We start from the raw sequence: 12,774 nt of genomic DNA, 5'->3' as shown, positions 1-12,774 counted from the left end.
GTTCGAGTTGTTCAAGTCCGTGAACATAGGTCACCGAGCAGAACGATTTTACCGCCTGTTGACCTTACGTGCGCTTGTCGCGCCCTCGCCAGCACGCCCACCATGGGCGAGCCGTTCACAGGACGGAACCCGGGGAAGGGGTCCCATGAACAGTCTCGACTGGGCCGTGCTCATCGGCTACTTCGGCGTGATGGTCGCGATCGGCGTCTGGTCGCACAAGCGAGTGGACAACGTCAGCGACTTCTTCACCGCGGGCGGGAAAATGCCCTGGTGGCTGTCCGGCATCTCGCACCACATGTCGGGCTACAGCGCGGTGATGTTCACCGGGTACGCGGGCATCGCCTACACCTACGGCGTCACGTCCTTCGTCACCTGGTCCTTCCCCATCGCGCTCGGCATCGCCATCGGTTCGAAGCTGTTCGCGCCGCGCATCAACCGGCTGCGCTCACGGCTGCATGTGGCCTCCCCGCTGGAGTACCTGAAGAACCGCTACGACCTGAGGACCCAGCAGGCGCTGGCCTGGTCCGGCATGCTGCTGAAGATCGTGGACGTGGGCGCGAAGTGGGCCGCCATCGCCACCCTGCTGTCGGTGTTCACGGGCGTGTCCCTCAACCAGGGCATCCTCATCACCGGCACCATCACGGCCGTCTACTGCACCATCGGCGGCCTCTGGGCGGACGCGCTGACCGAACTCGGCCAGTTCGTCATCCAGTTGCTGGCCGGCGTCGCGATGTTCATCGCGGTCGTCATGGAGCTGAACGACAAGGGCATCGGCTTCCTCGACGCCTGGGACCGGCCGGAGCTCCAGGGCCACGGCGAGCCGCTGGTCGGACCGTACGGAACCGTCTTCCTGCTCGCGTTCCTGTTCATCAAGCTCTTCGAGTACAACGGCGGCATGCTCAACCAGGCCCAGCGGTACATGGCCACGGCCACCCCGCGGGAGGCCGAGCGCTCCGCGCGGCTGTCGGCGGTGCTGTGGCTGGTCTGGCCCGTGGTGCTGTTCTTCCCGATGTGGATGTCGCCGCTGCTGGTCGAGTCGCAGAAGGCGGACGGCTCGGACTCGTACGGCCTGATGACCGAACAACTGCTGCCGCACGGCCTGCTGGGCCTCGTCATCGTCGGCTTCTTCTCGCACACGATGGCCATGTGCTCCTCCGACGCCAACGCGATCGCGGCCGTGTTCACCCGGGACGTGGCGCCGGTGCTGTCGAAGCAGGCGCGGGCGTGGGGCGAGCGGTCCGGTCTGATCGCGGCCCGGGTGACCACGGTGGTCTTCCTCGGCCTGTCGATGGCGGTGGCGACCCAGGTCAACTCCCCCACCTTCAAGGACATCATCACCGTCGTGATCAAGTGGGTCGCCGGTCTCATGGGCCCGATCGCCATCCCGATGATGCTGGGCCTGCTGCGACCGTTCCGCCGCTCCGGCCCCACCGCCGCGCTCACCAGCTGGTCGGTGGGTCTGCTCGCCTTCTGGCTGGTCAACTACCCGATCAGCTGGCAGATCGAGGGCGGCGTGCCGCTCCAGTACCAGGTCTCCATCCCGCTGGCGGTCTCGCTGGTCCTGTACATCGTGATCGGCTTCATCAAGCCGGAGGACACCCCGGAACGGCTCGCCGTCGTCGAACGCATCAACACGGACGACGACGGCACCGCGGCGGCCGCGGTGCCGGCGCCGGCTGGTCCCGTCGAGGACGTGGTGCGCGCGAAGGACTGAGGCGCGGGGCGGGAAACGGGAGGGCGGCCACTCACGCACCGGGGGCCGCCCTTGCCGTACGAACGGCGCGTCCGTGCCGTGCCGGACCTCGGCGCGGGTGAACCGACCGCACGCCGGTTCCGTATGAAGGCTGTGCCCTTTCTGTGGGACCACCCTCCGACTGGGCGCAGGACCAGCCGTACGAGAACGTCCTCGTGCCCTGTGGGCTCCGCCCGCCCGGCGCGGGGGATTCGGGGAGGCGAGGCACGGTGGCGGCACATGCGGAGGGGGAGGACGAGGACCTTCCCGAGGAGACGGTGATCCACGCGCTTCTGCCGGAGACGCAACTCGTCGAGCGTCTGCGTTCCGGCACCGGCACCGACGGAGCGGCCGTCCGGGAACTGCAGCGCAGGCACCTGCCCGCGGTCGTGGACTACGCGCAGCAGTTCACCACCAGCCGTCCGGCCGGTTGGCAGCTCGCCGACGAAGCGTTGTTCCTCGCGATGGAGGAGGTCTGTGAGGGAGTCGATCCCTCGGGAACCTGGCGTCACCACGCGTTGACACATGTGCGCGAAACGGCACGTGTCTGGGCGGCGGGCAACAGACGGGAACGCTTGCGGCCCGACTTCCTGAGATGGGCGCGGACGGCGGACGTGACCCTTGAGTCCGAGCCGCCCGACGTCATGACCGCCGCCTTCTACCAACTGCCGGAGCGGCTGCGGTCGGCCCTGTGGTACGCGGTCGTCGACGACGAGCCGCACACCGAAGTCGCCACCTGGCTGGGCTCCCCCGCGGGCGCCGTCGCCGATCTCGCGGCCAAGGCGCAGGTCGCCATGCGGGACGCCTATATGCAGGAGCATCTGTCACGCCACGGCACCGCGGAGTGCCGTGGGTTCCACCGCATCATCGAAGCCGCCGCGCTGGCACGGGACGGCCACCGGCACCCCGATCTGGCCGCACATCTGACCCGCTGCACCGAGTGCGGGGTCCTGTTGTCCAGGATCACGAAGTTGTCGCGGAGCCCACGGGCCCTGCTGGCCGAGGGATTGCTGACATGGGGCGGCGCCGCCTACGCCGAGCGGGTCCCCTCGCTCACAAGCGCCGAGAAGACACCGCCCGAGCAGGGCACGTCACCGCTCGCGGACGGACAGGAGACCCCACCCGGCGGGCGTACCGCGGTGGTCGAGGCAGCGAAGGATCCCGGCCGCACCGGACCCGCCCATCGGTCCGTTCCGGCACACCAGACCGTCAGAGCCGTCAGCGGCATCGCCACGGTGGTGGCCGTGGCCGTGGCCGTGATGGCCGCCTACGACGTCCTGCCCGAGAGCTGGGACGCGGGCGGTCTCGTACGCCCGCAGCCGAGCCGATCGGCCGACCCGTCGTCGTCGGCCGCCGCTGGAACGCCGTCGGGCGGTGCGACCCCGAGCCGGACGCCAGCGGCCCCGGTGTCCGTCGGTGAGACCGCCCAGATCGTCAATGCGGCCGCCGGGCTGTGCCTGGACGTGGAGAACCAGGTGGTGCAGAAACGAGTCGACGCCGTCGCCGCGCCGTGCAGTTCGGGGGCGACCACCCAACGATGGACTTTCGACACCGACGGGCACCTGCACAATTCGGCCGATCCCTCCTTCTGCCTCAAGGTCGACGGGGACAGCACCGGTGTCGGGATCCGGCCGTGCACGTCCGACGACCCGGACAAGCGGGCCCGGATGACCTTCGTCATCGGCGAGAACGGGGAGATCAGGTCCAGGCCACGTCCCGACCAGGTCATCGTCCCCGTCGGCTCCGCCACCGGCGCGGTGCTGCCTCTCGTGCACAAGGAGAGCTCCGCGGTGGGCTCCGAACGCTGGACGGCGTGGCCGGTCGCCACCCCCGAGGCATCGCTGTCTCCGACGGCCGGTGCGTCCTGACGTACGGTGGCGCCCGCCGCGCGCGAGGTCCCGGTTCTACCCCGCAACCCCGCCACGCGGGTACCGCGCCAGCCAGCCCGGCGACGACCCCGCGGGCCCGTGCAGTGCCGGGCCCTGGGTCATCTCCATGGCGAAGTCGTCGGCGAGTTCGAGCATCGTGGGGCGGCCCTCCAGCTCGGCCAGCCAGGCCGGGGGCAGCGCCGTCTCGCCGTGCAGGGCGCCCAGCAGGCCGCCGGTGAGGGCGGCCGCGGCCGCCGAGGGACCGTCGTGGTTCACCGCGAGGCACAGCCCGTGCCGGACGTCCTCACCCACCAGGGCGCAGTACACGGCCGCCGCGAGCAGCCCGTCCGCCGAGCCGTCGGCCGCGAGTGCCTGCACCCGCTCCGGGGTGGGCATGCCCTGCCGTACGGCACCCAGCGCGTGCTGCAACGCGTCCGAGACGGACTCGTGGCCGGGCCGCACGGCGAGCAGCGCGAGCGCCCGCTGCACCGCGCCGTCGAGGCTCTCCCCGCAGGCCAGGCCGTGCACGATCACGGCGTACGCGCCCGCCGACAGGTAGGCGATCGGGTGACCGTGGGTCTGGGTCGCGCACTCCACGGCGAGCTGGACGACGAGCTGTGGCTCCCAGCCGACGAGCAGACCGAAGGGCGCGGAACGGGCGACGGCCTCGGGGCCGAGCTCGCCGGTGTTCTTGGGCGACTCCAGCGTGCCCATGACGTCGTCGCCGAGCCCGATCAGGAGCGCGCGGCCCGGGTCCCGACGGGCGTACAGCCACTCCTCGCGCGCGAGCCATCCGTCGTCCTTGCGGCGCTCGTCGGGGCCCCAGTCGCGCTGGGTGGCGGCCCACCGCAGATACGCGCGGTGCACGTCCGTCGGCGGATGCCAGGCCCCGGTGTCCCGTCTGACCTGGGCCCTTATCAGTCCGTCCACGGAGAAGAGCGTGAGCTGCGTGAGATGACTCACGGCACCGCGCCGCCCGTACCCGAGCCCCAGGTCGACGAGGCCCTCAGCGCCGTACTGCTCCTGGATCTCCTCCAGCCCGAGCGCGTCGACGGGCGCACCGAGGGCGTCCCCGACGGCCACGCCGAGCAGCGTCCCGCGGACCCGGCTGCGGAAGTCCTGCTGCTCGGTACGGCCCCAGACCGCGCCGGCTGTCGCACCCATCGAGACCTCCCCGTGACAGCGTTCCGTCCGTACGACAGTTCGCCACTGTATTCGACCGGAGACGGTCGGTTCAGGGGACGGATCGGTATGCGGAATGTGACCGAAGTGGTCCTGCTTGGTCAGTTATCACCCGTACCAAGTGACATTGCAGATGTAGACGCACTCATGGCGTGGTACGGCCACAAAGCTGATGAAGCCACGCCCACCGAGGATGTCGAATTCGCGCAACCCGCCCTCCCGGTCCAGAAGACGCTCCTTGGTGCGAGCCAGGTATCCGTGCGCCTCCAGCTCCCGCAGTGCGGCGGCGATCCGCATCTCCCCCTCGGGGAACTTCGCGGTCAGCCTCTTGATCCCGACCGGGGTCCTGGCGGGCAGCCACTGAATGTGGACCGCCAGGCCGATCGCCGTCAGGGACAGCTCGGGGTGCTGGGCGAGGTGGTTCCCGACCACGACGAAGTGGTCGTGGTGGGGTTCGGTGACGTGCTCGACGCCTCCGGCGGGATGGCCGGACTTGGCGGGCGTGGGCGCGCTAGGGTTGCTGCTCGACGGGGGCGGTGGGGGCGGGTTGGGTTCTTTCCCCGGTTCTTTGGTCTTTGGTGTCGGGAGCCGCCGGGTCACGACTTCCCGCGATCCGGGGGCAGTTCGGCCCACACCGTCTTGCAGTTGGCCGGAGCCACGTCGACGCCCCAGCGCTCCGCGTACGCCGCCACGATCAGCAGACCCCGACCCGACTCCGCCTCACCGCCCACCGTGTCCCGGACCTGCGGGATCCGGTCCCCCCGGGCATCGGTCACCTCGATGCGCAGGTCGCCATCGGTGCGCAGCGTCAGCCTCAGCCGGAAGTCCCGCCCCGGGACCCGCCCGTGGAGAACGGCGTTCGACGCCAGCTCGGCCACGACCTGTTCCGCCGCCTCGAAGCGCGTCTCCCAGTCCGCCAGTTGGCGTTCGGTGAGCAGACGGGCGAGTCGAGCACCTCTTCGAGTCGCGGACAGCTGAACCGTGAAGTGACGCAGGGAAGAGGTGACTTGGGAGAGGGAATTCGGGCTCATGTCACCCAGCGTGGCGAACTCGCTCTTACGCTGAACAGTCATGACCTCGGTACGGAGCGTGACTGTCCGGGCGGTGTACGGGGTCGTACGGCTCGTACGTCAGGAGGGGCAGACGTGGAGGACGAGGAGGCCGAGGCGGTCCTCAGGACGGTCGGACGGCAGATCAAGATGTGGCGGGAGGCCGCGGGGAAGAAGCAGGGGGAACTGGGCGCCGCCATCGGATACGGCGAGGAAATGGTCTCGTCGGTGGAGCGGGGGCGGCGGATTCCGAAGCCGGACTTCCTGGACAAGGCCGATGAAGTGCTGGAGGCGGGCGGGAAGCTCTCGGCGATGAAGGAGGACGTGGAGAGGGCGCGGTACCCGAAGAAGGTTCGGGATCTGGCGAAGCTGGAGGACGAGGCGGTCGAGTTGGGCGCCTTCGCCGCACTGCACATCCACGGACTGCTTCAGACGCCTGAGTACGCACGGGCGTTGTACGAGATGCGACGCCCCGCGTACACAGAGGAGGAGATCGACCGTCTCGTCGCCGCGCGCATGGCCAGGAAGGTCGTCTTCGAGCGCACGCCCCGCCCTCAGATCACCTTTGTCCAGGAAGAGGCGACGCTGCGACGGCCCATCGGGGGCAGACTGGTGTTGCGGCAACAGCTCGAACACCTACTTGAAGTTACCAAGTTGCGGCACGTCTCGATCCAGGTGATGCCTCTGGACCGCGAGGACCACGCGGGCATGATGGGCTCGATTCGGCTGCTCAAGATCCGCGGTGGCAAGACACTGGGACACTCGGAGGGGCAACTCTACGACCGAGTGATCAGTGACCCCCGGGAAGTCCAGATCCTTGAGATGCGCTATGGAATGATCCGGGCGCAGGCACTTCCCCCAGGGGAATCCACGGCCTTCATCGAGAAAGTCCTGGGAGACGACAAATGACCCCCAAGCTGGTGTGGTTCAAGAGCACCTACAGCGGCAACGACGGCCCCGATTGCGTCGAGGTCGCCATATCCCCCGCCGACACCACCGTCCACATCCGTGACTCCAAGGACAAGGACGGCGCACAGCTCGCATTCGCGGACCGCTCGTGGGCGGCGTTCGTCGAGGCCTACTCCGCATAGCGCGCCTGGACCCCGTCCCGCGCCGCCGTCACCGCCGCCAGACGGGGGGCGATGCGGGCCCGGTCCGCGTCGGGGCTGTGCAGAAGTTCCGTCAGGATGGTGGCGAGTTCCGCCAGGTCGTCCCAACCAGGAGCTGTCGCAAGAAATTCGGCCGGCGCCCGGTCCCCATCGGCCCAGTCGGCGAGGGCCCAGCCAATGATGTACCGCCCCGCCGCACGCACCTCCGCATCCGGTTGGGCCGCCTGCATCTGTCGGCGGACGAGCGGTCCAGTTGGACGTCCACGCCGCACTCCACCGAGTCGTCGTCGAATGGCGCGCGACGGCCCGTGTCCTCGCGGACCCCGAGCTCACCGCGCGGCTCACCCATAGGCTGCCCGAAGAGGACCACGGCGAGGTGACCGCCCCGTGAGCCCGAAGCGTGGCGACGACGTCGCCCCACCGCCGATGAACGAGGAATGGCGCTTACGATTCGCGACGGACGAGGCAGCGAAGGGATGGGGAGAGGGAGAGCTGGGCGCGGAGGCCCCGGGAAACACAAGGCGCTGCTTCGAAGCTCTGCGCGGCGACCCCCTGTTCCGCGCGGATCCCGACCGTCAGCACCGGCTGCGCGGTCGTCTGGCCACGGGCAGCCTCGGTGGTCGGGAGTATCCCCAGTGGGAGTACGAGGTCACGGCCGACGGTCGCGTGCGGTACCTCGTAGACGAGGCACGCCGGACCGTCCATCTCGTGTTCGCGTCCACCCGCCATCCCAAGGACACCGAATAGCGCCCTTGTTGGCTGACTCAATGCGTATCCGGTGCCCAGTCCATCCGGGGAAGATGACCACCATGTCATCCACACCCCCACGCCCCGCCCTCCACCTCGCCGCCACCCTGCTCACCGCGACGGCCGCCCTCTACATAGCCCTGGTCGCCTTCGGGAACATCACCGACTTCGGGACGAACCAGCAGTTCGTGCGGCACGTCCTGGCGATGGACACCACGTTCAAGGACGACGACCTGATGTGGAGAGCCGTCACCAGCAAGGGACTTCAGGACGCGGCGTACGTCGCGATCATCGTCTGGGAGACCCTCGCCGCCCTCGTCCTCATGTACGGCACCTGGCTCTGGTTCCGCCGCGAGGACCACCGTGCCCGCCGCTTCTCCACGTACGGCCTGCTCATGCTGATGCTCCTGTTCGGCGCCGGGTTCATCGCGATCGGCGGCGAGTGGTTCGCGATGTGGCAGTCCGGGGACTGGAACGGGCTGGACGCGGCGACGCGGGTCTTCCTGCTCAGCGGTGTCGTGCTGATCGTCAACCACCTGCCGTTCGGGCCGGCGCAACGGGCCGACGTCTGACGGGGATCAGCGGCGCAGGGCCCATTTCTGGACCGATTCCAGGGGCCCTGTCGAGAACCGCCGCAGCCACAGCGTGGAGCCCGCCATGAGGACCGCGCAGACCGTGGCCCACAGCGCCACGACCCACCAGGGGCCCGTGCCGTCGAGGCGTTCCGCGAGGCCCAGCCCGATGCCGTACGAGATGAGCACGCACAGCGCGTTCTGGACGACGTAACCGGACAGCGCCATCCGGCCTACGGAGGTCAGGCCCGTCATCAGCGGGCCCGGCTTCCGTACCCGGTCCGCCAGGGCACCGATCAGGCCGATGTAGCCGAGGGCCAGCAGCGGGGCCGTGCCGTACCTGGCGAGCAGGAACAGGTCCGGGCCGGCCGACGCCGCCGCCGCGTTGAGGGGCAGCCCGAGGCCGATTCCCCAGGCCAGGAGGCGCGAGCGCAGCCGGCGTCCGGTCTCGTCCGCGCCGAACGCGCCCGCCCGGAACAGCCGTACGCCCAGCAGGAACAGGAAGATCAGGAGGAAGAAGGTCAGGACCGGTTCCATGCGCAGCGCGAGGGCGTTCTCCAGTCGGAAGGCGATCTGGGCCGGGTAGCTTCCGTGCGCGTACAGGTCCACGACCTCCCCGGAGACCGTGCCGCCGTCGGTGCCGTCGTCGCCCGACGCGATCGCCGCCGTCAGCAGGCCCATCACCGCCAGGTGCACCCCGGCCGCCCCCCACATCACCCGCCGCTGCGCCCGTTCCGAGCGGGCCAGCAGCCAGGCGACCAGCAGTGCGGTGACCGCGTACCCCATCAGTACGTCCCAGGCGAAGACCAGCACGAAGTGCACCGTGCCCTCGGCGAACAGGAACAGCGCCCGCCACAGGTAGCGGCCCGGCCACGGCTGTCCGCGCCGCTTCGCCGAGTCGTACTGGATGGCGAGGCCGACCCCGAACAGGATCGTCAGCAGGGACAGGAACTTGCCGTTCGCGAGCACGCCGAAGGCGGTCTCGACGGGGCCCGTGGCCGGTCCGGACTCCAGGGCTCCCCATTCCTCGCCCGGACCGGTGAAGATCCACACGTTGGTCATGAGGGTGCCCAGGATGGCCGTACCGCGCAGTACGTCGAGGAGGGGGAGCCGGCGTCCGGCGGGCGTGGCCTGCGGTGTCTGCGGGACTCGCGCGTCCGTGTGCGTCATGCCCTCATCGTCTCGGCGGCCTCGCGCCGGATCGTCATGAGCGAAGGGGAACCTGCCGTACATCGAAGGATGCAGCGGAGGGCTACTTCACCACGACCACCGACGTACCCGCCTCGCCGAACGTCCACAGCGCCGCGCCGTCGGCCGCGCGCATCCGGATGCCGCCGGTCTGCTTGTCGCCGGCGGGCGGGGGCGAGGAGCCGTCGAGGGCGTTGGAGAAGGCGATGGAGACGCCGGACTTCGCGGCGAAGTAGATGATGTTCTCGATCTGCACGCCGTCCGAGCCGGTGGTGGCCATGCTGCGCGACGACACCGCGTAGGTGCCGGGGTCCGGGCTCACCGTGCCCGGCCAGACGGCGAAGGTGCGGCGGGACGCGTCACTCGCGTCGACCAGCCAGACGCGCTTCTCCCCGAGGGAGTAGACGACCCGGCGTCCGGTGCCGGAGCCGTCCGGCACGACGGCCGGTGCGGGGGACTTCGTCGGTGCGGGGGTCGCGCCCGCCGCCGCCGACGCGCTCGGGCGGGCCTTCGCGGCCGTCGGGTGGGGCCCTTTCTCTGCCTGCACGGCGAGGACGGTGACGGCGGCTATCGCTCCCACCGTCAGACCGGTCACCCAGACCTTGGGAGCAGGCACGGTACGCATCTCCTCAGCTAAGGCACCCCTCCAGCGGGGGTCCGATCATCGTACCGACCCCCGCGGTGGGCTCTTCGTCAGTCCAGCACCGGCAGCAGCTCCGGCAGGTGTCCGTCCGAGGCCGCCGCCGCCCGCTGTCGCTCCTCGGTCACCTCGCCGTACAGGGTCGTGCGCGGTTTCGCCGGACGGCCCGCCGCCTCGGCGACGGCCACCAGGTCGCGGACCGACTTGTAGGAGCCGTACGACGAACCCGCCATCCGCGAGATCGTCTCCTCCATCAGCGTGCCGCCGAGGTCGTTGGCGCCGGAGCGGAGCATCTCGGCCGCGCCCTCGGTGCCGAGCTTGACCCAGCTGGTCTGGATGTTGGGGATGTGGGGGTGCAGGAGCAGCCGGGCCATGGCGGTGACCGCCCGGTTGTCGCGGATCGTGGGGCCGGGGCGGGCGATGCCGGCGAGGTACACGGGTGCGTTGGTGTGGATGAACGGCAGGGTCACGAACTCCGTGAAGCCGCCGGTGCGTTGCTGGATGCCGGCCAGGGTGCGCAGGTGGCCGAGCCAGTGCCGGGGCTGGTCGACGTGGCCGTACATCATCGTCGAGCTGGAGCGGATGCCGAGCTCGTGCGCCGTGGTGATGACCTCGATCCAGGTCGCCGTGGGCAGCTTGCCCTTGGTGAGGACCCAGCGGACCTCGTCGTCGAGGATCTCGGCGGCGGTGCCGGGGATGGAGTCCAGGCCGGACTCCTTGGCGGCGGCGAGCCACTCGCGGACGGACATGCCGGTGCGGGTGGCGCCGTTGACGACCTCCATCGGCGAGAAGGCGTGCACATGCATGCCGGGGACGCGTTCCTTCACCGCCTTCGCGATGTCGAAGTACGCCGTGCCGGGCAGGTCCGGGTGGATGCCGCCCTGCATGCAGACCTCGACCGCGCCCACGCCCCAGGCCTGCTGGGCGCGGTCGGCGACCTGGTCGAGGGAGAGGGTGTAGGCGTCGGCGTCCGTCCTGCGCTGTGCGAAGGCGCAGAAGCGGCAGCCCGTGTAGCAGACGTTGGTGAAGTTGATGTTCCGCGTGACGATGTACGTCACGTCGTCGCCGACCACCGACTTGCGGACGTCGTCGGCGATCCGGGTGAGCGCGTCCAGCGCCGGGCCGTCGGCGTGCAGCAGCGCCAGCGCCTCGTCGTCGGCCAGCCGGGTCGGGTCGTCGGCGGCGACCCGCAGCGCCTGGCGGACGTCGGTGTCGATGCGCTCGGGCGCCATGCCGGGCGCGGCGGCCTCGCGCAGGGCGCCCCAGTCGCCGTACACCTCGTCGAAGTCGTCGCGGCGGTCGGAGGTGCGGCCCTCGGTGTCGATGGTGGCGTGCAGGTCGGTGCGGCCGGCGGAGACGAACGCCTCCTCGGGCTCCTGCCACGGGTGGCCCTCGACCACGGCGTCGGGGCGGGCGAGGCCCGTCTCCGGGTCGGCGAGCGCCCGCAGGTGCGGCAGCAGCCGGGGGTCCATCCAGGGCTCGCCGCGCTGGACGAACTCGGGGTAGACGCACAGTCGTTCCCGCAGCTCGAAGCCGGCGTCCGCGGACTGCCGCGTGAGCTCCTCGATCTGCGGCCAGGGGCGTTCGGGGTTGACGTGGTCGATGGTGAGCGGGGAGACGCCGCCCCAGTCGTCGATGCCGGCCGCGATCAGACGGGTGTACTCGCCCTCGACGAGGTTGGGCGGGGCCTGGATGTTGCCGGCCGGGCCCATGATGAGCCGGGCCACCGCGACCGCCGCGACCAGTTCGTCCAGTTCGGCGTCCGGCATGCCGCGCATCGCGGTGTCCGGCTTGGCGCGGAAGTTCTGGATGATCAGTTCCTGGATGCCGTGGTAGGAGCGAGAGACACGGCGGAGCGCGAAGAGGGACTCCGCCCGCTCCTCGTACGTCTCGCCGATGCCGATGAGGATCCCGGAGGTGAAGGGGACCGAGGAGCGGCCGGCGTCCTCCAGCACCCGCAGCCGGACGGCGGGTTCCTTGTCCGGGGAGCCGTGGTGCGGGCCGCCGGGCTCGGACCACAGGCGGGTCGCGGTCGTCTCCAGCATCATGCCCATCGACGGGGCGACGGGCTTGAGGCGCTGGAAGTCGGTCCAGGTCATGACGCCCGGATTGAGGTGCGGGAGCAGGCCCGTCTCCTCCAGGATGCGGATGGAGACGGCGCGGACGTAGGCGATGGTGTCGTCGTAGCCGTGCGCGTCGAGCCACTCGCGCGCCTCGGGCCACCGGTCCTCCGGCTTGTCGCCGAGGGTGATGAGGGCTTCCTTGCAGCCGAGGGCCGCGCCCTTGCGGGCGATGTCGAGGACCTCGTCGGGGGACATGAACATCCCGTGGCCCGCCCGGCGGAGCTTGCCGGGGACGGTGACGAAGGTGCAGTAGTGGCACTTGTCCCGGCACAGCCGGGTGAGGGGGATGAAGACGCTCTTCGAGTACGTGATCACGCCGGGGCGGCCGGCCGCCGCCAGGCCGGCGTCACGCACCCGCGCGGCGGACCCGGCGAGGTCGTCGAGGGCCTCGCCGCGGGCCTGGAGCAGCACGGCCGCCTCGGAGACGTCGAGTGCGACGCCGTCCCGGGCGCGTTTGAGGGCGCGACGCATGGAGTTCTCGGTCGGGCCGGTTCCGGGGGTCGCGGGAGTCGTCATTCTTTGAGCATACGTTCGAGGTCCGGGCGGTCGGGGATGGTCCTGGGT

At 70.3% G+C, this 12,774-nt stretch carries 14 protein-coding genes; 7 read left to right on the top strand and 7 right to left on the bottom strand.

Annotated elements, in window-relative coordinates:
• The first annotated feature begins 145 nt into the window (after positions 1-145).
• Entirely contained in the window at positions 146-1,714 is a 1,569-nt protein-coding gene (locus AC3ETA_RS13095; protein WP_432193026.1) for a sodium:solute symporter family protein, read from the top strand.
• Positions 1,715-1,962: 248 nt separating this feature from the next.
• On the top strand, positions 1,963-3,600 hold the full coding sequence (locus AC3ETA_RS13090; protein WP_432193025.1) for a ricin-type beta-trefoil lectin domain protein: 1,638 nt from the start codon (positions 1,963-1,965) through the stop codon (positions 3,598-3,600).
• 36 nt (positions 3,601-3,636) lie between these two features.
• Here the strand turns inward: AC3ETA_RS13090 and AC3ETA_RS13085 are convergent, their stop codons facing one another.
• The 3 genes from AC3ETA_RS13085 to AC3ETA_RS13075 form a co-directional block, all read right to left on the bottom strand.
• On the bottom strand, positions 3,637-4,764 hold the full coding sequence (locus AC3ETA_RS13085) for an ADP-ribosylglycohydrolase family protein (protein WP_432193024.1): 1,128 nt from the start codon (positions 4,762-4,764) through the stop codon (positions 3,637-3,639).
• Positions 4,765-4,890: 126 nt separating this feature from the next.
• On the bottom strand, positions 4,891-5,214 hold the full coding sequence (locus tag AC3ETA_RS13080; RefSeq protein ID WP_432193023.1) for a hypothetical protein: 324 nt from the start codon (positions 5,212-5,214) through the stop codon (positions 4,891-4,893).
• A gap of 164 nt (positions 5,215-5,378) precedes the next feature.
• Complete coding sequence (locus tag AC3ETA_RS13075) at positions 5,379-5,813, bottom strand: ATP-binding protein (protein ID WP_432193022.1); 435 nt, start codon at positions 5,811-5,813, stop codon at positions 5,379-5,381.
• A 114-nt stretch (positions 5,814-5,927) separates the two neighbouring features.
• Here AC3ETA_RS13075 and AC3ETA_RS13070 point away from each other — a divergent pair, with 114 nt between their 5' ends.
• Together AC3ETA_RS13070 and AC3ETA_RS13065 are read left to right on the top strand one after the other, a co-directional pair.
• Positions 5,928-6,740 (top strand): helix-turn-helix domain-containing protein, encoded by an 813-nt coding sequence (locus tag AC3ETA_RS13070; protein ID WP_432193021.1) that lies wholly within the window; start codon positions 5,928-5,930, stop codon positions 6,738-6,740.
• Positions 6,737-6,922, top strand: a complete 186-nt coding sequence (locus tag AC3ETA_RS13065; protein ID WP_432193020.1) for a DUF397 domain-containing protein — start codon at positions 6,737-6,739, stop codon at positions 6,920-6,922. The genes AC3ETA_RS13070 and AC3ETA_RS13065 overlap by 4 nt, the downstream gene beginning before the upstream one ends.
• Here the strand turns inward: AC3ETA_RS13065 and AC3ETA_RS13060 are convergent.
• Entirely contained in the window at positions 6,910-7,170 is a 261-nt protein-coding gene (locus AC3ETA_RS13060; protein WP_432193019.1) for a hypothetical protein, read from the bottom strand. The two genes, AC3ETA_RS13065 and AC3ETA_RS13060, sit on opposite strands and share 13 nt — an antisense overlap.
• A 23-nt stretch (positions 7,171-7,193) precedes the next feature.
• On the opposite strand from AC3ETA_RS13060, the gene AC3ETA_RS13055 reads away from it, so the two are divergent.
• The 3 genes from AC3ETA_RS13055 to AC3ETA_RS13045 all read left to right on the top strand — a co-directional run bounded on the left by AC3ETA_RS13055 (position 7,194) and on the right by AC3ETA_RS13045 (position 8,259).
• Positions 7,194-7,331, top strand: a complete 138-nt coding sequence (locus AC3ETA_RS13055; protein ID WP_432193018.1) for a hypothetical protein — start codon at positions 7,194-7,196, stop codon at positions 7,329-7,331.
• Positions 7,328-7,687, top strand: a complete 360-nt coding sequence (locus tag AC3ETA_RS13050; protein ID WP_432193017.1) for a hypothetical protein — start codon at positions 7,328-7,330, stop codon at positions 7,685-7,687. The genes AC3ETA_RS13055 and AC3ETA_RS13050 overlap by 4 nt, the downstream gene beginning before the upstream one ends.
• A gap of 62 nt (positions 7,688-7,749) precedes the next feature.
• Entirely contained in the window at positions 7,750-8,259 is a 510-nt protein-coding gene (locus AC3ETA_RS13045) for a DUF2165 domain-containing protein (RefSeq protein WP_432193016.1), read from the top strand.
• Positions 8,260-8,265: 6 nt separating this feature from the next.
• Here the strand turns inward: AC3ETA_RS13045 and AC3ETA_RS13040 are convergent, their stop codons facing one another.
• The 3 genes from AC3ETA_RS13040 to AC3ETA_RS13030 all read right to left on the bottom strand — a co-directional run bounded on the left by AC3ETA_RS13040 (position 8,266) and on the right by AC3ETA_RS13030 (position 12,726).
• Entirely contained in the window at positions 8,266-9,429 is a 1,164-nt protein-coding gene (locus AC3ETA_RS13040) for a DUF418 domain-containing protein (protein ID WP_432193015.1), read from the bottom strand.
• 82 nt (positions 9,430-9,511) lie between these two features.
• Complete coding sequence (locus tag AC3ETA_RS13035; protein ID WP_432193014.1) at positions 9,512-10,072, bottom strand: hypothetical protein; 561 nt, start codon at positions 10,070-10,072, stop codon at positions 9,512-9,514.
• Positions 10,073-10,140: 68 nt separating this feature from the next.
• Positions 10,141-12,726, bottom strand: a complete 2,586-nt coding sequence (locus AC3ETA_RS13030) for a bifunctional FO biosynthesis protein CofGH (protein ID WP_432193013.1) — start codon at positions 12,724-12,726, stop codon at positions 10,141-10,143.
• Positions 12,727-12,774: the final 48 nt, after the last annotated feature.

The sequence above is a fragment of the Streptomyces sp. bgisy027 genome (assembly GCF_057710365.1).
The sequence above is the reverse complement of the archived record's forward strand: the minus strand, read 5'-3'. Positions and strand labels throughout refer to the sequence as shown.

Excerpts from the sequence above, each read along its gene's own strand:
- AC3ETA_RS13095 (WP_432193026.1), top strand. The coding sequence starts at position 146 with ATGAACAGTCTCGACTGGGCCGTGCTCATCGGCTACTTCGGCGTGATG.
- AC3ETA_RS13085 (WP_432193024.1), bottom strand. The coding sequence starts at position 4,764 with ATGGGTGCGACAGCCGGCGCGGTCTGGGGCCGTACCGAGCAGCAGGAC.
- AC3ETA_RS13075 (WP_432193022.1), bottom strand. The coding sequence starts at position 5,813 with ATGAGCCCGAATTCCCTCTCCCAAGTCACCTCTTCCCTGCGTCACTTC.
- AC3ETA_RS13065 (WP_432193020.1), top strand. The coding sequence starts at position 6,737 with ATGACCCCCAAGCTGGTGTGGTTCAAGAGCACCTACAGCGGCAACGAC.
- AC3ETA_RS13060 (WP_432193019.1), bottom strand. The coding sequence starts at position 7,170 with ATGCAGGCGGCCCAACCGGATGCGGAGGTGCGTGCGGCGGGGCGGTAC.
- AC3ETA_RS13045 (WP_432193016.1), top strand. The coding sequence starts at position 7,750 with ATGTCATCCACACCCCCACGCCCCGCCCTCCACCTCGCCGCCACCCTG.
- AC3ETA_RS13040 (WP_432193015.1), bottom strand. The coding sequence starts at position 9,429 with ATGACGCACACGGACGCGCGAGTCCCGCAGACACCGCAGGCCACGCCC.
- AC3ETA_RS13035 (WP_432193014.1), bottom strand. The coding sequence starts at position 10,072 with ATGCGTACCGTGCCTGCTCCCAAGGTCTGGGTGACCGGTCTGACGGTG.
- AC3ETA_RS13030 (WP_432193013.1), bottom strand. The coding sequence starts at position 12,726 with ATGACGACTCCCGCGACCCCCGGAACCGGCCCGACCGAGAACTCCATG.